Raw genomic sequence first — 23,279 nt, forward strand, 5'->3', positions numbered from 1 at the left:
CGCGGGGCGGGGGGACGAGGTGTTCGGCGAGTTCGGCCTCCATGAGCTCGTCGGGAACGGCGGCCCAGCCCTCCGCACGTTTCGCGGCGCGGGCGGTGTCGGCATCCGCGTAGTCCCAGTTGTCGAGACTGTCGGTGGCCACGTCGAGCGCGAATTCGGGGTCGAGGCCCTGCGCGGGGTCGAGCAGCACCAGCCCCTTCACCGCATCCGGGCGGCGGTTGGCCAGGTGCAACGCCAGCGCGCCACCGAACGAGTGACCCACGACGACCACCGGCTGCTCATCGGCGGGGATGTGTTCGTCGATCACCGCGGACAACGCCCGCACCTGGTGCTCGATGCTCCACGGCGGTCGCCATGGGGACCGGCCGTGACCGATCAGATCCGGCGCGACGAGGCGCACGCCGGGGAGGTGATCGGTCAGCGCTGCCCAGCGGCGGCCGTGCCCGGTGAGTCCGTGGATCGCGAGAACCGCAGGACCGCTGCCGAAGACATGCGTGTTGAGAGCTGTCACCCGTCCATCCTGCCGTACGCCGCGCGGCGGACTCCGACACAGGTCGCGGGGACACAGGTCGCGGGCACGGCCGACGTGGTCGTCGGTGGGCCGTGATTCGATGGGTGCATGAGTCGGAAACCGGGTGCCCAGACCCCGCGGAGCGCGCTGCGTGCGCGACTCGTCGCGGCCCCCGACCCGACGGACCGGCCCCGGTACTGGCCACCGTCGGTGGCGCAGGTGATCGACCCGCCCACGAGTCGGCCGGCGGACGAGGAGCAGGCGTGGCGCCCGGTGCGGGTGCACGGCGGCCCAGGGAGCGGGAAGACCGCGCTGATCGTCGACGCCGCGGTCGCCCGCCTGCTCGATCCCGCCACCGACCCGGAGTCGGTCCTCGTCCTGGCGTCGAGCCGGCGCGCCGCCGTCGCGCTCCGGGAGGAGATCACCCGGCGCGTCCTGTCCGCGGGCTCGGGCGGTCGCCGGGTGCTCGGCGGTGCGCTGCGCGAGCCGCTGGTGCGGACCGTGCACTCCTACGCCTTCGCGATCCTCCGCTTACAGGCGCAGGCCCACAACAATCCGCCGCCGCGCCTCATCACGGGGTCCGAACAGGATGTCGTCCTGCGTGAACTGCTCGCCGGTGACATCGAGGACGGCGCCGGGTACTGGCCTGTCCACCTACGGCCCGCGCTGGGCACCGACGGGTTCGCCCAGGCGTTGCGGGACCTGATTATGCGCGCCGCCGAACGCGGAGTGGGTCCGGAACAGCTTGCCGCGCTGGGGCGTACGCACAAACGGCCGGAGTGGTCCGCGGCCGCCCGGGCCTACGCGCAGTACGAGCAGAACATGCTGCTGCGCGGGGCGGTCGGGCTCGAGACCCCGGGGGCCTCGGCGCCCGCGGTCGACGCGGCCGAATTGATCGGGTCGGCCCTGTCGGCCTTCGCCACCGATCCCGACCTGCTGAGCGGCGAGCGCCGTCGTATCCGGCATCTGCTGGTCGATGACGCACAACATCTCGACCCGCAGGCGGCGCAGCTCATCACGCTGGTCGGCACCGGAACCCTCTCGACGATCATCGCCGCCGACACCGACCAGTCCGTGTTCGGATTCCGGGGTGCGAGTCCGCGATTCGCGAACGGGCTGGCCGAACCGGGCAGCCCGTTCGACATCCTGCTGGAACACGATCACCGCGCCCGTCCCGAGCTGTCCCGCCTCGGGCGCGCGATCGCCGCCCGGCTGCCCGGCGCTCGCCCGCACCCGTATCCCGACCCGGTGACGGATTCGGCCGACGCCGACCCGGGCGCGGCCGATGTTGAAGGCGCGGCCGCGGTGCGCGTGTACGGGTCTGCCGCGAAAGAGGCCACCGCCATCGCCGACCTCCTGCGGCGTGCGCATCTGTTCGACGGGGTCCCGTGGTCGCAGATGGCGGTCGTCGTCCGGTCGGTGTCCCTGGCCCTGCCGCCGCTCCGACGCGCCTTCCGGTCCGCGGGCGTACCCCTGACGACGCCCGCGAGCGACCTGCCCCTGCATCGGCAACGAGCCGTCATCGGACTGATGCTGGTGCTGCGCGCCGTCGCCGCGCGGGCGGCCGCGGAAACAGGTACCGACCTGTCCGACCCCGACCCCACCGACTCTGCCACCACCGACCTTTTCACCACCGAGGACACGCTCACGTTGCTGTCCGGTCCGATCGGGGCGGCCGACCCGGGCTCGATGCGCCGTCTCCGACGCGGTGTGCGGCGTCTCGACGATGCCGACGACCCAGCGGGACAACCGGATTCGCTCACGTCGCTGACCCGCGCCATCCTCGACCCCGAGGTCGGCGCGCGCTATCGCCGACGGCTCACCGAGACCGAGGCGGCGCCGCTGGCCCGCGTGCTGGACGTCGTCGGTGCGGCCCAGCGGGTCCATGACGCGCGCCGCGGGATCGAGGAGACCCTGTGGTCGGCGTGGCAGGCCACGGGACTCGAGCGGCGGTGGGCGGCATCGGCTGTCCGCGGCGGCCCGGCCGGTGAACAGGCCGACCGCGATCTGGACGCGGTCATGGCGATGTTCGAATCCGCCGCGGATTTCACCGACACGCTGCCCGCGGCCGGGCCCGCCGGATTCGTGCACTACCTGTCCCAGTTGCAGATCCCGCGCGACAGCCGAACAGCCACCGCCGCAACCGAGTCGGTGACCGTGCTGTCCGCGCACGCCGCGGTGGGGCGGGAATGGGAGGTCGTCGCCGTCGCCGGGGTCCAGGACGGACTGTGGCCGTCGCTGCGCAGCCGGGGTGGCGTTCTCGCCACCGGGCAACTCGTCGACCTCCTCGACGGCATGGCCGCCGACGCCGTGGACACCGTCGCCCGTGGGGCGACGGCACTCGCCGACGAGCGTCGGCTCTTCCTCGTCGCCTGCACCAGGGCCCGCAACCGGCTGCTCGTGACCGCGGTCGAGGACGGCAGCGGTGACGCCTCGCCGTCGCGGTTCATCACCGAGCTCGCGGATCTGGTGGGGGACACCGACGATCCGGCCGAGTCGGCTCGCGCCGAGGTACGGCTGGATCCCGGCGTCGACCGGGTGCTCTCGTTGCCGTCCCTCGTCGCGACACTGCGGTCGGCGGTGATCGCCGGCGTCGACGAGCCCGATGCGCCCCGGACGAAGGCCGCGGCGCGTCTGCTGGCCGAGCTCGCCGACTCCGACATCCCGGGTGCGCACCCGCGCGACTGGTTCGGGCTCGCCGCACCCAGCACCGACGATCCGCTGTGGACGCCGGAGTCGGGGGCGCTGACGCTCTCACCGTCGAATGTCGATGCACTGACCCGCTGTTCGCTGCGGTGGGTGCTCGAGCGCAACGGCGGACGCGACGGCGACGGCACCCCCGCGCTGACCGGCAGTCTCGTGCACACGCTCGTCCAGGCGGTCGCCGGCCAGCTCGACCCGGCCGAGGTGACGGCGGCGCTGCGCGGCATCTGGGATCGCGTCGACACCGGGGCGGGCTGGTACTCGGCTCGCGAACTCGAACGGGCCGAGGGCATGCTCGGGCACTTCCGGGAGTGGCTGCGCATCTCGCGTGCCGATCTCGAGGAGGTGGGCGTCGAATTGCCGATCGACGCAACCATTCCCGCGGCGTCCGGGCCGGAGTCCGATGAGCCCGCGGTCCGTCTGCGCGGGCGTGTGGACCGCCTCGAGACCGATGGCGCCGGCCGGCCGGTCGTCGTCGACGTGAAGACCTCGAAGAACCCCATCACCAAGGCCGACGCCGACGAGCACGCGCAGATGGCGGCCTATCAGGTGGCGCTGGCGCACGGCGGGGTGCCCCAGTTCGGCGACGCCGCGCCGGGCGGCGCCCGACTGGTCTACGTGTCGACCGCGAACCGCAATTCCGGTGCGGCCGAGCGTGTTCAGTCGCCGCTCACGCCGGAGTTGCTCGACGAGTGGATCGGGGTGGTGCGTCGCGCGGCCCGCGCGAGTATCGGTCCGACGTACAGCGCGACGCCCAACCCGGGCTGTGTGCACTGCAACCTCACCACCAGCTGTCCGGCCCAGATCCCGGGGAAGGCGGTGACCGATGACTGACCTGCAGGGTCGGACCGAACGACCGATGGTCGGGGCGAAGTCGCTGGCCGCGGCGTTGGGTCTGCCCGACCCCACGCCCGAGCAGGTGGCGGTGATCGAGGCGCCCATGGAGCCGATGCTCGTCGTCGCCGGAGCCGGAGCCGGCAAGACCGAGACGATGGCCTCGCGCGTGGTGTGGCTGGTGGCCAACCAGCTCGTGGCCCCCGACGAGATCCTCGGGCTCACGTTCACGCGCAAGGCCGCGAGCGAACTCGGCGCCCGCATCCGGCGTCGGCTCTCGATGCTCGCCGGGTCGCCGGCGTTGCGGAACTGGGATCCCGACGGCGCGTTGGCCGCCCGCCTGCGCGGTGCCGACCCCGAGGTGAGCACCTACCACGCCTACGCCGGCCGGCTGATCGCCGACTACGGGTTGTTGCTGCCCGTGGAACCGTCGTCGACGCTGCTCACCGAGACCGAGCTCTGGCAGCTCGCGTTCTCCCTCGTCTCCGCGTGGCCGGGCGAGCTGAACACCAAGAAGGTGCCGGCGAGTGTCACCGAGGCGGTGCTCAAGCTGTACGGCGAGATGTCCGAGCACCTCGTCGACATCGCCGACCTCGCGCAGGCGGGTTCGACGCTGTACGAACTCGTCGACACCCTCCCGAAAGGCCCCAAGCAGCGTGACAAACCGACCCAGGCGCTGCTGAAGGTCCAGGAGGTCATCGACGAACGTCGCGAGCTGATCCCGATGGTCATCGCGCTGGGCGAGACGATGCGCGCCCAGTCCGCGCTCGACTTCGGCAGCCAGATGTCGCTGGCGGCACGGCTGGTGGTGTCCAATCCCGAGGTCGTGACCGCCGAGCGCACCGCCTTCCGCGCGGTTCTCCTCGACGAGTACCAGGACACCGGCCACTCGCAACGGGTGTTGCTGTCGACCCTGTTCGGCGGGCACGGCCGTGCGCCGGTCGCGGTCACCTCGGTCGGCGACCCCATCCAGTCCATCTACGGGTGGCGTGGCGCCTCGGCGGCCAACCTGCCGCGGTTCGCGCGCGACTTCCCACGACCCGACGGGACCCCGGCCCGGCGCCTCGAACTGCTTACCAGCTGGCGCAATTCGGCCCAGGGGTTGCGGCTGGCGAATCAGATCTCCGAGGAGCTCCGACGCCGCGGTATCCCGGTCAGTGTGCTCCGGCCGCGTCCCGATGCCCCGCACGGAACGGCGTCGATCGCTCTGACCGAAACGGTTCTGGACGAACGGAACTGGATCGCCGACGCGATCGAGGAACGCTACCGGGCGGCCGAGGCCGCAGACGTGGCGCCGCCGACGACTGCGATCCTGGTGCGCCGCAACGAGGATTCGGCGCCGCTGGCCGCCGAGCTCGAGAGTCGGGGCATCCCCACCGAGGTGGTCGGCATCGGCGGGCTGCTGCACGTCCCGGAGATCGAGGACATCGTCGCGACCCTGCGCGTGATGGCCGACCCGATGGCCGGGACCGCGGTCATGCGTCTGCTCACCGGGGCCCGCTGGCGGCTCGGCGCCAAGGACCTCGCCGCGCTCTGGCGTCGGGCCACCAACCTGGCGGCGGAGAGCTTCGCCGAGGCGGGCGGGGTGGTCACCAGCAGGGAAGCGCTCGACGCCGCACTCGACGCGGTGCTGCCCACCGAGATCGTCGACCGGGCGGGCATCGCCGACGCCGTCGTCGACCCGGGCGAACCCACCGACTACAGCCCCGAGGGTTACGCCCGCATCCGGGCGTTCGGGGCGCAGTTGGAGTCACTGCGCCGTCGCATCGGACAACCACTGCCCGAACTCGTCGCCGACGTGGAGAACACGATCGGGGTCGGCGTCGAGGCGCAGATCCGGGCGCGCCGCATGCGGGGTGCGATCACCGGCCGCGAACACCTCGACGCCTTCGCCGACTACGTCAGTCATTACGCCGATCGTCCGGGAGCGAATCTGCTTGGGCTGCTCGCCTTCCTGGATGCTGCCGAGACCATCGAGAAGGGTCTCGAACCGGGCCGCATCGAGGTGGCCGAACAGCGGGTGCAGATCCTCACCGTGCACGCGGCCAAGGGCCTCGAGTGGGATGTCGTCGCGATCCCGCACCTGGCGAAGGGGATCTTTCCCAGCGCCAAGGCCGACACCACATGGCTGGGCAGTGCGCGCGAACTCCCGGCGGACCTGCGCGGCGATCTGGCGATCCCGGCCGAGGCGGCCGACGGTGCGCCGGAGGGGTTCCCGATCCTGAAGATCGACACCGTCGCCGACCGCAAGCAGCTCGAGGACGCCCTGACCGACCACAAGGCCGCGATCGGCGAACGGCGACTCGAGGAAGATCGGCGGCTGCTCTATGTGGCGCTCACCCGCGCCCGGCACGACCTGCTGATCTCGGCCCACCACTGGTCGGAGACCGGCGACAAGCCGCGCGGCGGTTCGGATTTCTTCGACGAGTTGATGACCGGCATCGATGAGGCGATCGCCGACCCGAGCGTCGACTCGACCGGTCTGTCGATCGCGGTGCGGACGCCACCGCCCGAGCCGGACAGCCCGAATCCGTTGGCCGAACGCGCGATCGCGGCGCCGTGGCCGCGCGATCCGCTCGCCGGCCGCCGCGACTCGGTACAGCGGGCGGCCGATCTGGTTGCCGACGCCATCGCCGGCCGCGCGGCGCCCGCGCTGTTCGACGCACCGGCCGTGCATTCCGATTCCGTCGGCGCCGAATCCGGCGCCGCGTCACCGGTCGATCCCGCGGACGAGATCGGGGCGTGGGAGGCCGAGGTGTCGGCCCTGCTCGCCGAGCATCATCAGGCCAACCAGGCGCTCGTCGAGGTGTCGTTGCCGACCCATCTGTCCGTCAGCCAGCTGGTCGAACTGGACGCCGACGAGGCCGAGTTCGCTCGTCGGCTCCGCCGGCCCACCCCGTTCCGGCCCAATCCGATGGCCCGGCGCGGCACCGCGTTCCACGCCTGGGTGGAACGCTGGTTCGGGGCGACACGGCTCCTCGACATCGACGAACTGCCCGGCGCCGCCGACGCGACCGCGAGTCCGGACGCCGATCTCGAGGAACTGCGGGCCGCGTTCCTCTCCTCGCCCTGGGCGAATCGCAGCCCGACCGAGGTGGAGGTGCCCTTCGAGACCGTCATCGGCGGGATCGTCGTGCGCGGACGGATCGACGCGGTCTTCGCCGAGAAGGACGGTTCGTGGACGGTCGTGGACTGGAAGACCGGTGTGATCCCCGAACCCGCCCGCCGGGAATCACTGTTCATCCAGCTCGCCGCGTACCGCCTGGCGTGGGCGCAGCTGGCCGGGGTGGAGCCGACCAAGGTCCGCGCCGCGTTCCACTATGTGCGCGACGGGCACACCCTGGAGGCCGACGACCTGCCCGACGAGGCGACCCTCGCCGCGAAGCTGGCCCGCTGACCGCGCCGGCGCCCCGGGACAGCTCCCGCCACATGCCTTGTGATGCCCCGAGGTGGGCTACATTGCAGCGTGTGAGCGAACTCGACGTGCGCGTGCGTGCCGGTGGCTAACCGTCTGCGCCGACGCTTCGGCGGTACCGAGCTGGCCAACCGGCCCGACCACGCACTGGTCGGCGTCGTCCGCATCCCCGAACTCCAGCAGAGCCCGAGCCGGGCGATCGGTCGGCGCGTCTTCTGGGCGACCCTGGCGCTGTTGTTCACCTCGGTCGTGGTCTGGCTGGATCGCGCCGGCTATCGCGATGCCCAGGACAACGAGTTGTCGTACCTGGACGCGCTCTACTACTCCGCGGTGACCCTTTCCACGACCGGCTACGGCGACATCACACCGATCACCCCGTTCGCCCGTTTCATCAACCTCGTCATCATCACGCCGTTGCGCGTGCTGTTCCTGATCGTGCTGATCGGTACCACCCTCGAGGTGCTCACCGAACGGTCGCGCCAGGCGCTCAAGATCCAGCGTTGGAGGAATACCGTGCGCAATCACACCGTGGTCATCGGCTACGGCACCAAGGGCCGCACCGCGGTGGACGCCATGCGGGGCGACGGCATCAAGCCCTCCGAGATCGTCGTCGTCGACGCGGACGCCACCGTGCTCGAGGCAGCCGCCTCCGACGGGCTGGTCACCGTGCGCGGCGACGCCACCAAGTCGGATGTGCTCCGCCTCGCCGGTGTCGCGCACGCCGCCAGCATCGTCGTCGCCACCAGCCGCGACGACACCGCGGTCCTCGCCACGCTCACCGCCCGCGAACTCAATCCGCGGGCGAAGATCGTCGCGTCGATCCGTGAGTCGGAGAACACCCACCTGATGCGCCAGTCCGGCGCCAACTCGGTGGTGGTGTCGTCGGAGACCGCCGGCCGCCTCCTCGGGATCGCGACGATGACCCCGTCGGTGGTCGAGGTGATCGAGGACCTCCTGACCCCGGATGCCGGCTACGCCATCGCCGAGCGCGAGGTCGACCCGACCGAGACCGGCGGATCGCCCGCCCACACCCGCGACATCGTCCTGGGTGTCGTGCGGAACGGTGTGCTGCACCGCGTCGACGACAGCGAGGTCGAACAGATCGAGGTCGGTGACCGGCTGCTGTACGTCCGCACGAACCCCAACGACGACTGATCGTTCCGTCATCGAGAAAGGCCGTGCCACCGTGCATTTCGACATGCCCCAGCCGCCGCTGCTGTCGCGGGCGGTGTTCGACCGGGCGGACGCGATCCGCGACGACGACGAGCGGATGGCTGCCGGCTGGCCGACGGCCAAGGTGCTGTTGATCGACGCGGCCGGTCGCTACCCGGTCACCGATTCCGGTGCGCTGCATTGGGTTGCGGCTCCGACCGTGGCCGAGGCGCCACCGGGGGATGCGGTGATCCTCGGATTCGACGGGTCGGGCGGCGCCGGTGGAGCCGACCTGTGGACGCGCCGGGTGGACCACATCGACGGGCCGACCGATGACGCCCGACGCGGTGCGACGCGGCTGTCCGCCGACGAGGCGGGACTCCTCGCGACCGCCCTGGGAATCCTGAACTGGCATGCGACCGCGAGTCATTCACCGGTCGACGGTTCCGTCACCCGGCCGGCCCGCGGTGGGTGGGTCCGGCGCAGTGTGGATTCCGGTCGCGACGAGTTCCCGCGGACCGACCCGGCGATCATCACCGTCGTCCACGACGGCGCCGATCGCATCCTGCTGGGCCGCCAGTCGGTCTGGCCGGAGGGTTGGTATTCGACGCTGGCCGGCTTCGTCGAGCCGGGGGAGTCGCTCGAACAGTGCGTCCTGCGCGAGGTGTACGAAGAGGTCGGGATCGTGGTGCGGGAACCGCGCTACCTGGGCAGCCAGCCTTGGCCGTTCCCGCGGTCGCTGATGCTGGGCTTCGCGGCGCTCGGCGACCCGGCAGACGAGCTGGCGTTCCTCGACGGCGAGATCGGCGATGCGCAGTGGTTCCACCGCGACGAGGTCCGGGCGGCGCTGGCCCGGGGCGACGGCTGGTCCCGCGCCGAGGCGCCGGGTTCCGACGACGCCGACCGTCTGCGCCTCCCCGGATCGATCTCCATCGCTCGTTCGATGATCGAGGCCTGGGCGGCCTCTGCCCCCTGAGGTGCGAGGAGCGCAAGCGACGAGCCTCGAAGGGCCCGGTGAGCCGACCCCGAAACGGTGTCAGACGCCCAGCTTGGCCTTCACGTCGGCGATCGACGGGTTGGTGGCGGTGGTGCCGTCGGCGTAGAGGACGGTCGGGACGACATGGTTGCCGCCGTTCACGCTGCCCACGAACTCGGCGGCGTCCGGGTTCAGCTCGATGTCGATCTCCTGCCAGCTGATACCGCTGCTCTTGAGGCCGCGCTTGAGGCGCGCGCAGAAGCCGCACCACGACGTGGTGTACATGGTCAGTTCACCGGAGTCGGAGGTGCGGGCGCCGGCCTCGTCGTCGATCACGTTGCTCATGGGTCCCATAACACCATGTCCGGGCCTGCTGTTCCCGTCCGCGTTGTTCGCCTGCCGGCGGCGTCGGTGGTTGGTGACATAGTGGACGCCGTGCCTCATCCGACTTCTGCCGCGAAACCCGAGTCCCCGCGTCGTGCTGCGGTGTCGGCGAGTGGCGGCGCGGTCGAGGGACTCGATCCCGAGCAGAGCGCCGCAGTCCTGGCGCCGCGCGGACCGGTGTGCGTGCTGGCCGGGGCGGGCACGGGCAAGACCCGGACCATCACCAGGCGCATCGCCCACCTCGTCGACACCGGCCAGGTCAATCCCGGCCAGGTCCTGGCGGTCACCTTCACCGCCCGCGCCGCCGGCGAGATGCGCACCCGCCTGCGCAGTCTCGGTGTCGGCGGTTCGGGGGGCAGCGTCGCGGCCCAGACCTTCCACGCGGCCGCCATGCGTCAGCTGCGGTACTTCTGGCCGCGTGCCTTCGGTGACGCCCGGTGGGAACTCCTGGACAACAAGTTTCCGCTCATCTCCCGGGCAGCCCGTCGCTCCGGCCTCGACACCTCGACCGACACGCTGCGAGACCTGTCATCGGAGATCGAGTGGGCCAAGGCCTCGCTGATCTCACCGGAGAACTACGCCGAGGCGGTCGGCCGACTCGGCCGCGAGTCCCCGGCACCGCCGCCGAAGGTCGCGGCCGTGTACGGGCACTACGAGGACGCCAAGGTCTCGCCCGACGGGGACCGCTTGCTCGATTTCGACGACATGCTCATCTACATGACCCAGATCCTCACCGTCGAACCGGGCGCCGCAGACGAATTCCGTTCGCGGTACCGGTGTTTCGTCGTCGACGAGTACCAGGACGTGACGCCGGTGCAGCAGGGTCTGCTGGACGCCTGGCTCGGGGAACGCGACGACCTGACGGTCGTCGGTGACGCCAACCAGACCATCTACACGTTCACCGGTGCCTCGCCGAACCATCTCTTGGATTTCAGCCGCCGGTTCCCGGAGGCCACGGTCGTCCGTCTCGAGCGCGACTACCGGTCCACCCCGCAGGTCGTCGATCTGGCGAACCGCGTCATCGGCGCCGCCCGGGGGCGCATCGCGGGAACCCGCCTGCAGCTCATCGGACAGCGCCCGCCCGGGCCGTTGCCGCAGTTCGCCGAGTACGACGACGAGCCCGCCGCCGCGACGGCGATCGCCATCGAGATCAAACACCTCATCAGATCGGGGGTCGCGCCCGCCGAGATCGCGATCCTGTACCGCGTCAACGCACAGTCCGAGAACTACGAGCAGGCCCTGACCGAGGTGGGCATCCCGTACCAGGTGCGCGGCGGCGAGGCGTTCTTCGCGCGCACCGAGGTCCGGCAGGCCATGCGGCAGCTCGCGACGGTCGCTGGCCGCGAGGTCAGACCCGACGTGGAGCTCCTCGACGTCGTGCGCGCGGTGCTGGGCGAGCTGGGTCTCAGCGAGGAGCAGCCGTCCGGTGCGCAGGCGCGCAGCCGGTGGGAATCACTGAAAGCGCTGGTCCAGCTGACCGAGGACATGGTCGCCGAGAACCCGGAACTGACGCTGCCGCAACTGTCGGCCGAACTCGCCGCCCGCGCCGAGGCGCGACATCCCCCGACGGTGCAGGGCGTGACGTTGTCGTCGCTGCACGCGGCCAAGGGACTCGAGTGGGATGCGGTGTTCCTCGTCGGACTCACCGACGGGTCGCTGCCCATCAGCCAGGCGATCAAGGGCTCCTGGGAAGAGGTCGAGGAAGAGCGGCGACTGTTCTATGTCGGAGTGACGCGTGCCCGCGAGCACCTGCACCTGTCGTGGGCCGTGGCCCGCAACGAGGGCGGCCGTGCCCGGCGTCGCTCGCGGTTCCTCGCCGACCTCGTGCCCGACGACTCGCCCGCGTCGCCGATCGCGAAGGAGCGCGCGCCCCGCCGCGGACCGACATGCCGGGTCTGCGGTTCCCGGTTGATGGATTCGACCGCGACGCTGCTCGGTCGCTGCGCCGGGTGCCCGTCGGATCTGGACGAAGGACTGCTGGTCTCGCTCAAGGAGTGGCGTCGCGAGCGGGCCCAGGAGAAAAAGGTGCCGGCCTTCGTCGTCTTCTCCGACAAGACCCTCACCGCGATCGCCGAGCAACGACCGACCGATACCGCTGCGCTGGTGGCGATCTCGGGAATCGGCGCGAAGAAGGTCGACGAGTACGGCGCCGACATCATCGAACTCGTCAAAACCGCAGGTCAAAAATAGGTTGTGCGGGTTTCGGCCCAGCGTCTACTCTGAGTCCCGTCAGTACTGGGATGGGTTGTGTGCGTCCGTCACACCGGCCCGCCACAGTCACCGACGACCGACACGAACGCGGAAAGCCACGAGACCAGAAGGGAGTGGATCAGTGAACGGAATCACCGTGAGCCAGGCCGGCATCTGCCAGTCTGCGGCGAACCTGAGAGCAGCCGACACGCATGCGCCGAAATTGCATGCGCTGAAGCCGAATCAGCCCGCCATCGCGCGTACCGGTCGCACCCGCTCCTGGATGCCGGTCGCCCGAGCGTGCACGAGCTTTGCACGCCCGGTCGCCGTCCCGGCGGCGGCTCTGCACCTGGCAGCCGAAGCGCGCGTCGCGCGAATCGCACCGCCCGCAGCAGCAGTAGCACCCGCGCCGCGTCGGTTCCCCGTTCTGTTCCGAAGTTCCCGGAGTTAGATCTCCGAGACATTCCGGGCCACGGGCGAATCGCAGAGGCGACACCCGTGGCCCTCTTTTTCTGTCACCGAATCTCCACCCCGATCCAGGGGTCTCGGACGCAGAGCCACATCGAGGACTCGGGTTCAACACCCCAAACGAGCAGATGTGGAGAAACCAATGACTGTCGAATGCGTCCTCGAGTCCTGTATGTCGGCGGACCGCGCAGCGACCGCCCGGCTCGACCTGCCCTGCCAGGTCGCCGACGCAGATCTGTGGTTCGCCGAAGACCCCCGTGACCTCGAGCGTGCCAAGGCCATGTGCGCCGAATGCCCGTTGCGGGCCCAGTGCCTGCAGGCCGCACTCGATCGATCCGAGCCCTGGGGGGTCTGGGGAGGCGAGATCTTCGAGCGCGGAGCCGTCATCGCACGCAAGCGTCCCCGCGGTCGCCCGCGTAAGAACGTTGCATGACAACAACACCGACGCCGCGAGCAGAAATGCTCGCGGCGTCGGTGTCGTGTCTGCGGGGTGGGGTCAGTCGCCCAGGCCGGGGACCCACTCCTCCATGATGGCCCGGTACGGTGCATGCGCCTCGAGCTGCGAGGCGATGCCGACGCAGCCCCCGAGCACGCGGAAGACCATCACGAAACGCTTGGGCACGTTCAGGTTTCGTGACGTCTTGTACACCTCGCCGCGAACATCGGTGGCCTTGCCCGCGGCCCGCTGCATCCACTTCCGGGTGAAGTGGAACGACTCGCTGTAGAGCGGATCGACGTAGGGACGCAGGTAGGCCTCGAGGTCGGCACTCGTCACCTTGTTCGCGTGGGACGGGCGGATGAACTCGGCGGAGATCATGAGTTCTTTGAGTTCGTCGTACTTCTTGTCCCGCGCCAGCCGGAGAATCGGTCCGGTCTCGGGCGGGAGGCCTTCCGGATAGTGGCCGACCGCACCGAAGTCGAGTACGCCGAACCGCCCGTCGGTGGCCCGGAAGAAATTGCCCGGATGCGGATCGCCGTGGAGGAGTCCGACCCGGTACGGCGAGCTGACCTCGAATTCGGCCATCTTCGCGGCGGCGTCGTCGCGGGTCTGCTGGTCCCCGGTCGCGATGATCTTCGACAGCGGGACGCCGTCGACCCACTCCGAGACGACGACCTTGGGTGCACTCGCGACGACCTTGGGGATGAGGAAGTCGGGATGGCCGTCGTAGGCCTTGGCGAAGGCGCGCTGATTGTCGGCCTCGCCGAGATAATCGAGTTCGGCCTCGGTCCGGTCGATGAGTTCGTCCATCATCGCCTTGACGTCGGTGCCGGGGGACAGGCGCTGCAGGAGTCCGGACATGCGGGACAGGGTCTTCAGATCGGCCTTCAATGCGTGGTCGGCCCCGGGGTACTGGACCTTGACCGCGACCTCACGGCCGTCCGACCAGATTCCCTTGTGTACCTGTCCGATCGACGCCGATGCCGCGGGCTCGTCGGAGAATTCCCGGAAACGCTCGCGCCACCGGGTGCCGAGCTGCTGGTCGAGCACCTTGTGGACCTTCGCGGCCGGCATGGGCGGGGCGTCGGCCTGCAACTTGGTGAGCGCTTCGCGGAACGGCTCGCCGAACTCGTCGGGGATCGCGGCTTCCATGATCGAGAGCGCCTGCCCGACCTTCATGGCGCCGCCCTTGAGTTCGCCGAGAACGGCGAACAGTTGTTCGGCGGACTTCTCCAGGAGCTCCTGGTTGACCTCGTCCTTGTCCCTGCCGACCATGCGCTTGCCGAAACCGGCCGCAGCCCGCCCGGCCATACCGATCGGAAGAGAGGCCAGTTTCGCGTTGCGGCGACCCTGTCCTTTGGTGATGTCGGTCATAGCATCCTTTCCGCGTCACACAATAGACGACCTGGCTTGCTGATCCGGTGCGGGACGACAATCGCAGGCCGGGTGCGGCGACCATTGTCTGATGTCCAGCCGCGTCGGGTCATCTCGGAACTCCAACACATGGTCGAGCAGCTGCGGATCGGGTCGTGGCTCCACGTGCGGCCGGTCGCGTACGGCCTCCACCAATTGCTCGATCTGCGAGTGGGCCATCGCGGCGGTCATCGCCACCACGGCCGGGCTCGCCTGACCCGACGTCCGGATCAGCTGGACGGCCAGGGCCGGCCAGTCCGGGTCCGCGTCGGACCGGTGACGGTCCGCGCACATGAGGCAACTCGACAGTCCGGGGAGCACCAGCGGGCCGACGATGCCCACCCCGTCGCGGACCCGGACCAGCAGATGGGGGATCCGGGCCCGGGTCAGTGCGAACACCACCCGCGGATCGTGGACGACGAAGTCGGTCAGGATCACCAGGTCGGTGTCGACGGCATCGAGCGTCCCGTCGGGTAGCCGCCGCATCGTCCGTCGAGCTGACAAACCCATGCTGCGCAACGAGGTCGACAGCTGTTCGCTGATCGGCCCCTGGCCATGGATCAGGATGTGGAACTCCGCGGCCGTGGGCGGGCGGTCGACAACCGCTCGGCCGGCCGACACCAGACTGCTCAGGACCAGATCGAGGTCGTCGTCGTGGAGGCCGGCCCGTCGGGCGCGGCGAGCGAAGGTGTCCGCCGTGCACGGATCCTCCAACGATCGAAGCAGCCCGGCGACGGAATACGCCGACACCGAGGCGTCGAAGTCGAGGAGCAGGCTGTCGGCCGGATCGATGCCCACGCGGACCGAGTTGCCCGGCTGGACGATGACGGGCGTCCCCGGGAGCAGCCGCGGGACCGCGGGCGGAACAGCGCAGGGGGACACCGAGATGGCGCTGGAACTCGTCCGGGCTGGCGACATGCGGCAACTCTGCCAGCCGAACGCCGTCGCGGTCGCTCGGCGAGCAGGTTATCCACAACATGGCGTGTTCCACCGGTGGTGTGGATTCCTACGATCCGCCTCGTGTCGAGTCGTCGTCGTCGTCGTTACGGGACTCGTCGGTGGCGTCGCGTGCCTTCTCCTCGGCGATGGTCTTCTCGAGCTGTGCGATCGGGTCGTCGAGATCGTCGCCGCCCAGGAGCCGGTCGGTGAAACCCGCAGGGTTGTCGAGGTCATCGGCATCCGGCAGCAGATCAGGGTGTGCCCACACGCCGTCCCTGGTCGCGACGTCGGTGGCCTCCAGCGCGCGGCGCCACAGCTCCGACGCCTCGCGGACCTTGCGGGGCCGAAGCTCGAGACCGACGAGGGTTGCGAATGTCTGCTCGGCCGGCCCGCCCGACGCGCGCCGGCGTCGCATGGTCTCGGTGAGGGCCCCGGTACTCGGGATCCGGTCGCCGAGCGCTCGGGTCACGACCTGCTCCACCCAGCCCTCGATCAGGGCGAGGAGGGTCTCGAGCCGGCCGAGCGCCGCTTTCTGCTCAGGTGTCGTGGTCGGCTCGAACGACGTCGACGAACTGATGATCTCCTCGAGTTTCGAAGGGTCGGAGAGCAATTGGGTCGGGTCGATCCCGGCGGTGGCGTCGGTGATACCGCTGAAATCGATACTGATGCCGCGGGCGTATTCCTCGACGGTGGTCAGCAACCGCTGACGCAGCCAGCCGACGTGGGTGAACAGGCGCACATGGGCGGCCTCGCGCGCGGCGAGGAAGACGATGATCTCCTGCGCCGGCTGCTCCAGACCCTCGGCGAACTTGGCGATCGCCTCGGGGAGCAGGACGGCGATCCCCTCGGGCGCCAGCGGCAGCCCGACGTCGGTCGACGTCAGCACCTCCTTGGCGAGCTGACCGAGCCCCTGTCCGAGCTGGGTGCCGAACGCCATGCCGCTCATCTGGGTCAGCATCCCGATCATCGGGCCGGCGAACTGGGCCGCCTCGGCGGGGAGGTTGTCCTGCCAGGTCCGGGCCAGCTGCTCGGCGACCGGGTCGCACAGACCCTTCCACGTGTCCATCGACTCCTCGAGCCATTGGACCGGTGTCCACGCCACCGTCTGGGTGACGCCGCTGGGGAAATTCGTCGCGTCGTCGAGCCAGACGTCGGCGAGCCGTACCGCGTCGGCCGAGGCCGAGATCTCCTTCTCGAGGATCGGGGTGAACGAACCGATCTGCTGGCGGGCGAGATTGGTCGCGACCGAGTAGTTCACCGGAGCGTTTCCGCCGCCCGCCATGCCCGCGCCCATACCGCTTAACATGTTGCCCAGTTGCGAGAACATCTGGCCGATCATGTTGGGATCGAACTTCGAGGGGTCGAAGTCGCCGCCGGGACCGCCTCCGAACCCCTGCCCGCCCCCGAATCCGAACGGGTTGGCCCCGCCGAACGGGTTGCCACCGGGATTGTCGCCCGGCTTGTTCTTGTCGCCGCTGTTCTTGTCGCGGTCGTCATCGCCGTCACCGGACGACGAGAAGCCGAAGGGCAGATCACTCATGGGTTCCACCGTACCGCCCGGTGAGGCCCGCAAACGGCGACGACTGTTCGCCCTGCGCGTAGCCGGCTCATGGTCGCCGGCGCAGCCGACTCGTGGTCGCTGCGGGGCACTATCGTGTGCGGAATGAGTTCGAGCCCCCGATTCCGGAGAATCGCCGCGGCCGCGGTCTCCACCGTGGTCCTGCTGGCGTTGCTGGTGCTCGGCACGCAGGTGCAGGTGCCCTACGCCGCGCTCGGGCCCGGACCCACGCTCAACACCCTCGGTACGACGAAGGTGGAGGACGACGGGGCGGTGGTGGAGCGCAAGGTCGTGCAGATCGACGGTGCGCCGACCGATCCGACGACCGGCCACCTCAACCTCACCACCGTCTCGGTGCGGGACGGGATCTCGCTGTTCGACGCCCTGGGCATGTGGGTGTCGGGCACCTACTCGCTCACGCCGCGCGACCAGGTCTATCCGCCCGACCGCACCACCGAGCAGGTTCAGGAGGAGAACGCGCAGCAGATGACGGGGTCAGAGGAGAACGCGACGGTCGCCGCGCTCCGTTACCTCGATCGTCCCACCGCGTTGCGCATCGCGAGCGTCGCACCCGACGGGCCCGCGGTCGACGTGCTGCGCGCCGGCGACGAGGTCGTGGCGGCCGGCGGCGTGCCGGTGGAAACGGGTGAACAGCTGCGGAAGGTCGTGGGCGACAATCCGCCGGGGACCGTCCTGCCCATCGAGATCGTCCGCGCCGGTGCCCGGCAGACCGTGTCGGTGACCCTCGGCACACATCCGGCCGACTCCGAGGCCGGGTACCTGGGCGTCGTTCCGGAGGTGGTCGATGCCGATCCGCGCCTCGAGGTCACCTACAACGTGGGGGACATCGGGGGACCGTCGGCGGGGATGATGCTGGCACTCGCGGTCATCGACCAGCTGAGTCCCGGAGAGCTGACCTCCGGCAAGTTCATCGCGGGCACCGGCACGATCACCGACGAGGGGGTTGTCGGTCCCATCGGCGGGATCACGCACAAGACCCGGGCCGCCCGCGACGCCGGCGCGACGGTCTTCCTGGTCCCGGCCCGCAACTGTGCCGAGGCGGTCTCGGAGCGACCGGACGGATTGGAGCTGGTGAAGGTCGACACCCTCGAGGGCGCTGTCGATGCGCTGAACGCGGTCGGCGCGGGCCGTCCGGCGCCGAGCTGCTGAGGCTTGCCAGGACTGCCGCGTCAGCCCCGGTCGGACGACTCCGGTAGATCGGGAGCGAAGGTGTCGCGCAGCGCGGCCCGCAGTTCGAGTGCCAGTTGCGGGTGGGTCAGCAGCTCGGGTTCCCCGTCGGGTACGGGGCGAAGGCGCATGAGCGCGAGATCGGAGCCGGTGCGCAGCACCCCGACCACCAGCCGCGCAGCCTCCTCGCCCGGATGGTGATCGCCGGTGTCGGTGACCACGAAGCGGGGCGTCCGGTCGTCGTCGTCCTCGGGATCGGCGATGACGATCTCCATACTCACCGCCGCCCCGGCGACCTCCTCTGGCCAGACCGCCGAGGCGAGGAACTCGTCGAGGTCGTCGACGTCTTCCTCCACCGGGGTGAACACCGAACCGTCGTCGGCGATCACCTCGGGAAGCTGTGCGTGGAGGAGGGCGGTCGGCGCCAGCGCGAACACGGACGGTGACTGACCCCAGCCACGGGAGTCGAGGTGTTCCATGATCTCGTTCAACGCGCTGCCGAGATCGTCGGTGGAGAAGGCGCGTGGGGTCGTCGGGAGGTCGGGCACGTCCTCATCCTGCCCCGGATCGCGGTGCGACCGCGAGTCTGCGACGCCGCCAGGGAACCGCTGAGGTGTGGCGATCGTTGAGCGGGCGCCCCGAGTGAGTTGGTCACCCGGGTGGTGCCAGTACAGTGGGCACCACGCCCAGCAGGCACGTGTGCGCGGGTGGTGTCCGGATTGAGAGCTTTGGAGAGTGGGTCTGGTGGGCGTCCGAGGGCCGGCGGGAATGCCGACACTGTCACGCAGGAGCAAGATCATCATCGGGCTCGGCGTGGCCGTCCTGGTGCTGTTGCTCGTCGGGCCACGCCTGATCGGTCTCGCGACCGACTGGCTCTGGTTCTCCGACGTCGGGTATTCGAGCGTCTTCACCAAGGTGATCTGGACGCGCGTGATCCTCTTCCTGATCACGACGATCGTCGTCGGACTCATCATCTTCGGGGCGGTCTCCCTGGCGTACCGCAGTCGCCCGGTGTTCGTACCGACCGCGGGCCCGAACGATCCGCTCGCCCGGTACCGCACGGCCATCATGGGCAAGGTCCGCTGGTTCGCCATCGTCCCGGCGGTGATCATCGGCGCCCTGGCCGGCCTGGTCGCGCAAGGGTCCTGGGCGACCGTCCAGATGTTCCTGCATGGTCAGTCGTTCGGTCGGACAGACCCGCAGTTCAACCTCGACATCGGGTTCTACGCCTTCGACCTGCCGTTCTTCCGCTTCGTGCTCAACCTGCTGTTCGTCGTGGTCGTGGTGGCCTTCCTGGCGAACCTGGTCACGCACTACCTGTTCGGCGGTATCCGCCTGGGGCAAGGCGGTGGTTCGGTCACGACCGCGGCACGCATCCAGCTCGCGGTGCTGGCGGGCACCTTCCTACTGCTGAAAGCGGCCGCCTACTGGCTCGACCGGTACACCCTGCTGTCCAGTCAGCGGAAGGCCGAGATCTTCCCGGGGGCGAGTTACACCGACATCAACGCGGTGCTGCCGTCGAAGCTCATCCTGATGGCGATCGCGATCATCTGTGCGGTGGCGTTCTTCGCCGGGATCGTGCTCCGCGACCTGCGGGTGCCGGCACTGGCCACCGTCTTGATGTTGTTCTCCGCGTTGCTCATCGGGGTCGGCTGGCCGCTGACGATGGAGCAGTTCTCGGTCAAGCCGAATGCCGCGCAGAAGGAAGCCGAGTACATAGAACGCGCGATCACCTCGACCCGCGAGGCGTACGGCATCGGGCCGGACAAGGTCATCACCCAGCCGGGCTGGACCGCCGGGCCGGCAAACCCGGCGCTGGTGAACAGCGATGAACCCACGCTGTCGAACGTCCGGATCCTGGACCCGAATGTGGTGTCCCCGACGTTCATCCAGCAGCAGCAGCGACAGAACTTCTACGGATTCCCGACGCAGCTGGCGGTCGACCGCTATCGCATCGACGGCGAGCTACGCGACTTCGTGGTGTCGGTGCGCGAGCTCGATCCGAGTCGCTACCTCGAAAACCAGCAGAACTGGCTGAACAAGCACCTCGTGTACACCCACGGCGACGGGTTCGTCGCCGCCCCGGCCAACCGGGTGAAGGAGTCGACAGACGTCAACAACGTCGACGGTGGCGGCGATCCGTTCTACTACGTCAGCGACACCTCGAACTACCAGACCGAGGAGTACAAGCGGGACGCCCCGATCAAGGTGTCACAGCCGCGGATCTACTTCGGCGAGCTGCTCGCGAAGATCGACCCGGATTACGCGATCGTCGGTTCCGACGACGGGCAGGCTCGGGAACACGACATCGGGGACGACAAGTACACCTACCAGGGGCCGGCGGGAGTCTCGCTCGGCAACTGGTTCTCCCGAGCCCTCTATGCCGGCAAATACGCCGAGCGGAACTTCCTGCTGTCGGGCGAGATCAACTCGGCATCGAAGATCATCTACAACCGCGATCCCCGGGACCGCGTCGAACAGGTCGCACCGTGGCTGACGGTCGATTCGAAGACGTACCCCGCGGTGATGGAGGACGGCTCGATCAAGTGGATCGTCGACGGTTACACCACCCTCGACGACTACCCGTACTCGCAGCCCACGTCGTTGCAGAGCGCGACCGCCGACGCCCAGGACCTCAACCCGGGGCAGACCGGTCGGACGCAGATCAACAAGACCGTGTCCTACGTGCGCAACTCGGTGAAGGCGACCGTCGATGCCTACACCGGCGAGGTCGAGCTGTATCAGTTCGACACCGATGACCCGGTGCTGAAGACGTGGATGGAGGTCTTCCCCGACACGGTCAAGTCCCGCGCAGACTTCGACGCGCAGACCTCCCTGCGGGATCACGTCCGCTACCCCGAGGACATCTTCAAGATCCAGCGGTCGCTGCTGACCCGCTACCACGTCGATTCGCCCCAGACGTTCTTCCAGGCGAGCGATTTCTGGTCGGTGCCCTCCGATCCGACGGACCCGGACGCCGAGCAGCGCGGACTGGACCAGCCCCCGTACTACTTCGTGGCCTCGGATCCGGAGAGCGGTGAGCCGACGTTCCAGCTGACCTCGGTGCTGACGCGACTCAACCGACCGATCCTGGGCGCCTATGTGACCGTGTCGTCGAATCCCGAGAACTACGGTCAGATGACGGTCAAGCAGTTGCCCAGCAACTCCCAACGGTCCGGTCCGCAGCAGGCGTTCAACCCGATGCGCACCGACCGAACGGTGGCGGAATCACTGAAGTCGCTCGAGAACACGGCGACGGTGACCTTCGGTAATCTCCTCACGCTTCCGGTGGGCGACAACGGCATCCTGTACGTCGTCCCGTTGTACGCACAGGCCCAGGGCGAAGAGGCCTTCCCCCGTCTGTTCCGTGTGATCACGAGGTTCGAATCGGCAGACCGGGTATCCGGGATCGGTTATGCACCCACGACCCGCGAGGCTCTGCGGCAGGTCGGCATCACGCCCGCTGCCGGAGTGGTCCCCGGAGATCAGCAGGCACCGCCCGCGCCGGACCAGGCCGGAACGCCGGCACCGGCCACGCCGACGCCGAATCAACCTCCGCAGCAGGGTGATTCGCCCGAGCGGGACGACGCGGCAAACGCCATCAGTGACGCGATCACGGCGCTACGCCAGGCTCAGCAGAGTGGCGACTTCGCAGCGTACGGCGAGGCACTCGACCAGCTGAGTCAGGCGGTTGCCCGCTACGAGTCGCTGGCGGCTCCCAACTAGTCGAACGACGACCCAGGCCGGGCGCTATCTGCGAGTCATACCGCTATCCGCGGTATTTCCGAAGGTAGCGCTCGGTTTCGTTGGGGGTGTTGTCGGGGAGCACCGGGCTGTGGTGGTGCCGGTGGCCCAGCGAGAAGAAGATCGACACCGCCGTGGTGAAAGCCGCGACCATCAGCAGGCCGCAGATGATCGCGGGGCCGACATTCCCGACCGCCATGTGGACCAGCCAGAGCGCGGCCATGGCGAATCCGGTCAGTGCCAAGACGAACCCGACGAAACTCATCGGATGGTTCCCGTGGCTCTCGTGGTGGAAGCGGTGGGTGTTCATGGTTCCTCCTCGGCGGGGCGTCTCGTGAGCCGAGTGTACGCCTGATGTGACTGGCATCACATTTAGCGGGGGCGACGGACGGGTCGTCCGGGTCGCCACCTCACCTGGGGAAATCGGGGCGCGAGTGACCGACGTCACTGGCGTTTTCCCAGGTCGCGTGGGGTTGGAGTAGCGATTTGCATCGCTGACAAACCGGTGTGTAACGTTGTGTTCACCAACGCGGGGTGGAGCAGCTCGGTAGCTCGCTGGGCTCATAACCCAGAGGTCGCAGGTTCAAATCCTGTCCCCGCTACCAACACCAAGAACCCCCGCCCGGGACACCCGGGCGGGGGTTCTTGCTATGTGCGGTCCTGTCGAAGGCGGGACAAGCGACGCCTCGGGAACCCAACCGGGCAGGCCCGGATGCGGCCGCATCGGCGGGCGGATCATCTGCTCTGGTCGTTCCCCGTGGCACCGTCGCGGCCGGCTTGCCGACCGAACAGTCTGCGAAATCTGCACTCCCAGGTCGTCGCATCGAGGGTCGTACCCACTCTGACCAGGCGATTTGACGACAGGTACGGCGGTGCGTAAATTATGTCGAGTCAGCGAGCCACGGCGCCGCCCCGGAAGACCTGAGAGGGTCTGATGGTGGGGAGTGGAGACCGGGTTTCTTGGCTGGCCGCCCCTGGATGTTTGGTTCGAGTCGCTGTGGCTCGGGTAAAGTGTTTGGGGTTGCTGGATTCTCCTGGGTTCGGAATTCTTCGGGGTTGCGGGCTGCGGGATGGGTCTGGTAGGCTGGAAGAGTTGCCCCGGAGACGGGGTGGTTGGCAACGTTGAATGCGGAGTCTGCTGGTGAGAGCCCTGATTTGGGGTGGGTAGCTGGTGGGTGTGTGTTCTTTGAGAACTCGATAGTGTGATGATGAATTGTCTGATGCCAATGTGGCATCGTGCATCTTTGTGGATGTAGATGTTTGTTTTTTTGTGTGGCGTTCGGGCCCCGTCCTGGGTGTCACATTTTGCTAGGTTTATTTTGGTCAGGTTGTGCTTTCCTGATTGTGTTGAAACGCCGGCCCTTG

The 23,279-nt window shown here is 69.0% G+C and carries 15 protein-coding genes and 1 tRNA gene; 9 read left to right on the top strand and 7 right to left on the bottom strand.

Features of this window, described 5'->3' with window-relative positions; all coding sequences use genetic code 11:
- Nucleotides 1-511 (bottom strand): alpha/beta fold hydrolase (locus M4D77_RS18020; protein WP_259936875.1); only part of this gene is annotated, 511 nt, incomplete at its 3' end.
- A gap of 108 nt (nt 512-619) precedes the next feature.
- Between M4D77_RS18020 and M4D77_RS18025 the strand changes: the two genes are divergently transcribed.
- The 4 genes from M4D77_RS18025 to nudC all read left to right on the top strand — a co-directional run bounded on the left by M4D77_RS18025 (nt 620) and on the right by nudC (nt 9,591).
- Nucleotides 620-4,048 carry an ATP-dependent DNA helicase gene (locus M4D77_RS18025; protein WP_259936876.1) on the top strand — a complete coding sequence of 1,143 codons (3,429 nt, stop codon included), beginning with the start codon at nt 620-622 and terminating at the stop codon, nt 4,046-4,048.
- The gene (locus tag M4D77_RS18030) at nt 4,041-7,445 is read left to right on the top strand and encodes an ATP-dependent helicase (RefSeq protein WP_259936877.1); all 3,405 of its coding nucleotides are present in this window, start codon (nt 4,041-4,043) and stop codon (nt 7,443-7,445) included. Before M4D77_RS18025 ends, M4D77_RS18030 begins: the two co-directional genes overlap by 8 nt.
- 102 nt (nt 7,446-7,547) lie before the next feature.
- Nucleotides 7,548-8,618: a TrkA family potassium uptake protein gene (locus tag M4D77_RS18035; RefSeq protein WP_058252009.1), complete on the top strand. Its 1,071-nt coding sequence runs from the start codon at nt 7,548-7,550 to the stop codon at nt 8,616-8,618.
- A 43-nt stretch (nt 8,619-8,661) separates the two neighbouring features.
- Nucleotides 8,662-9,591: an NAD(+) diphosphatase gene (nudC, locus tag M4D77_RS18040; RefSeq protein ID WP_396266595.1), complete on the top strand. Its 930-nt coding sequence runs from the start codon at nt 8,662-8,664 to the stop codon at nt 9,589-9,591.
- 60 nt (nt 9,592-9,651) lie between these two features.
- Here nudC and M4D77_RS18045 read toward each other — a convergent pair whose 3' ends face one another.
- Complete coding sequence (locus M4D77_RS18045; RefSeq protein ID WP_058251890.1) at nt 9,652-9,936, bottom strand: mycoredoxin; 285 nt, start codon at nt 9,934-9,936, stop codon at nt 9,652-9,654.
- Between the two features lie 81 nt (nt 9,937-10,017).
- Between M4D77_RS18045 and M4D77_RS18050 the strand changes: the two genes are divergently transcribed.
- Complete coding sequence (locus tag M4D77_RS18050; protein WP_259936879.1) at nt 10,018-12,165, top strand: ATP-dependent helicase; 2,148 nt, start codon at nt 10,018-10,020, stop codon at nt 12,163-12,165.
- A 610-nt stretch (nt 12,166-12,775) separates the two neighbouring features.
- On the top strand, nt 12,776-13,066 hold the full coding sequence (locus M4D77_RS18055) for a WhiB family transcriptional regulator (protein ID WP_058251888.1): 291 nt from the start codon (nt 12,776-12,778) through the stop codon (nt 13,064-13,066).
- A gap of 63 nt (nt 13,067-13,129) precedes the next feature.
- Here M4D77_RS18055 and M4D77_RS18060 read toward each other — a convergent pair whose 3' ends face one another.
- The 3 genes from M4D77_RS18060 to M4D77_RS18070 all read right to left on the bottom strand — a co-directional run bounded on the left by M4D77_RS18060 (nt 13,130) and on the right by M4D77_RS18070 (nt 16,964).
- Nucleotides 13,130-14,446 carry an AarF/ABC1/UbiB kinase family protein gene (locus M4D77_RS18060; RefSeq protein WP_259936881.1) on the bottom strand — a complete coding sequence of 439 codons (1,317 nt, stop codon included), beginning with the start codon at nt 14,444-14,446 and terminating at the stop codon, nt 13,130-13,132.
- 15 nt (nt 14,447-14,461) lie between these two features.
- Nucleotides 14,462-15,403, bottom strand: a complete 942-nt coding sequence (locus M4D77_RS18065) for a hypothetical protein (protein ID WP_259936883.1) — start codon at nt 15,401-15,403, stop codon at nt 14,462-14,464.
- A gap of 88 nt (nt 15,404-15,491) precedes the next feature.
- Nucleotides 15,492-16,964, bottom strand: a complete 1,473-nt coding sequence (locus tag M4D77_RS18070; RefSeq protein WP_259936884.1) for a zinc-dependent metalloprotease — start codon at nt 16,962-16,964, stop codon at nt 15,492-15,494.
- Nucleotides 16,965-17,087: 123 nt separating this feature from the next.
- Between M4D77_RS18070 and M4D77_RS18075 the strand changes: the two genes are divergently transcribed.
- Nucleotides 17,088-18,152 carry a PDZ domain-containing protein gene (locus M4D77_RS18075; protein WP_068970015.1) on the top strand — a complete coding sequence of 355 codons (1,065 nt, stop codon included), beginning with the start codon at nt 17,088-17,090 and terminating at the stop codon, nt 18,150-18,152.
- A 20-nt stretch (nt 18,153-18,172) separates the two neighbouring features.
- On the opposite strand, the gene M4D77_RS18080 is transcribed toward M4D77_RS18075, so the two are convergent.
- Nucleotides 18,173-18,718, bottom strand: a complete 546-nt coding sequence (locus M4D77_RS18080) for a PPA1309 family protein (protein ID WP_259936885.1) — start codon at nt 18,716-18,718, stop codon at nt 18,173-18,175.
- Between the two features lie 220 nt (nt 18,719-18,938).
- Between M4D77_RS18080 and M4D77_RS18085 the strand changes: the two genes are divergently transcribed.
- A complete protein-coding gene (locus M4D77_RS18085) occupies nt 18,939-21,896 on the top strand; it encodes a UPF0182 family protein (protein ID WP_231742396.1) in 2,958 nt (985 codons plus the stop codon).
- A gap of 43 nt (nt 21,897-21,939) precedes the next feature.
- On the opposite strand, the gene M4D77_RS18090 is transcribed toward M4D77_RS18085, so the two are convergent.
- The gene (locus tag M4D77_RS18090; protein ID WP_058251883.1) at nt 21,940-22,224 is read right to left on the bottom strand and encodes a hypothetical protein; all 285 of its coding nucleotides are present in this window, start codon (nt 22,222-22,224) and stop codon (nt 21,940-21,942) included.
- A 218-nt stretch (nt 22,225-22,442) separates the two neighbouring features.
- On the opposite strand from M4D77_RS18090, the gene M4D77_RS18095 reads away from it, so the two are divergent.
- Nucleotides 22,443-22,519 (top strand) — tRNA-Met (locus tag M4D77_RS18095).
- The last annotated feature ends 760 nt before the right edge of the window (nt 22,520-23,279 follow it).

Origin of the sequence: Gordonia sp. p3-SID1431 (genome assembly GCF_025143765.1) — a bacterium.
Lineage (GTDB): Bacteria > Actinomycetota > Actinomycetes > Mycobacteriales > Mycobacteriaceae > Gordonia > Gordonia hongkongensis.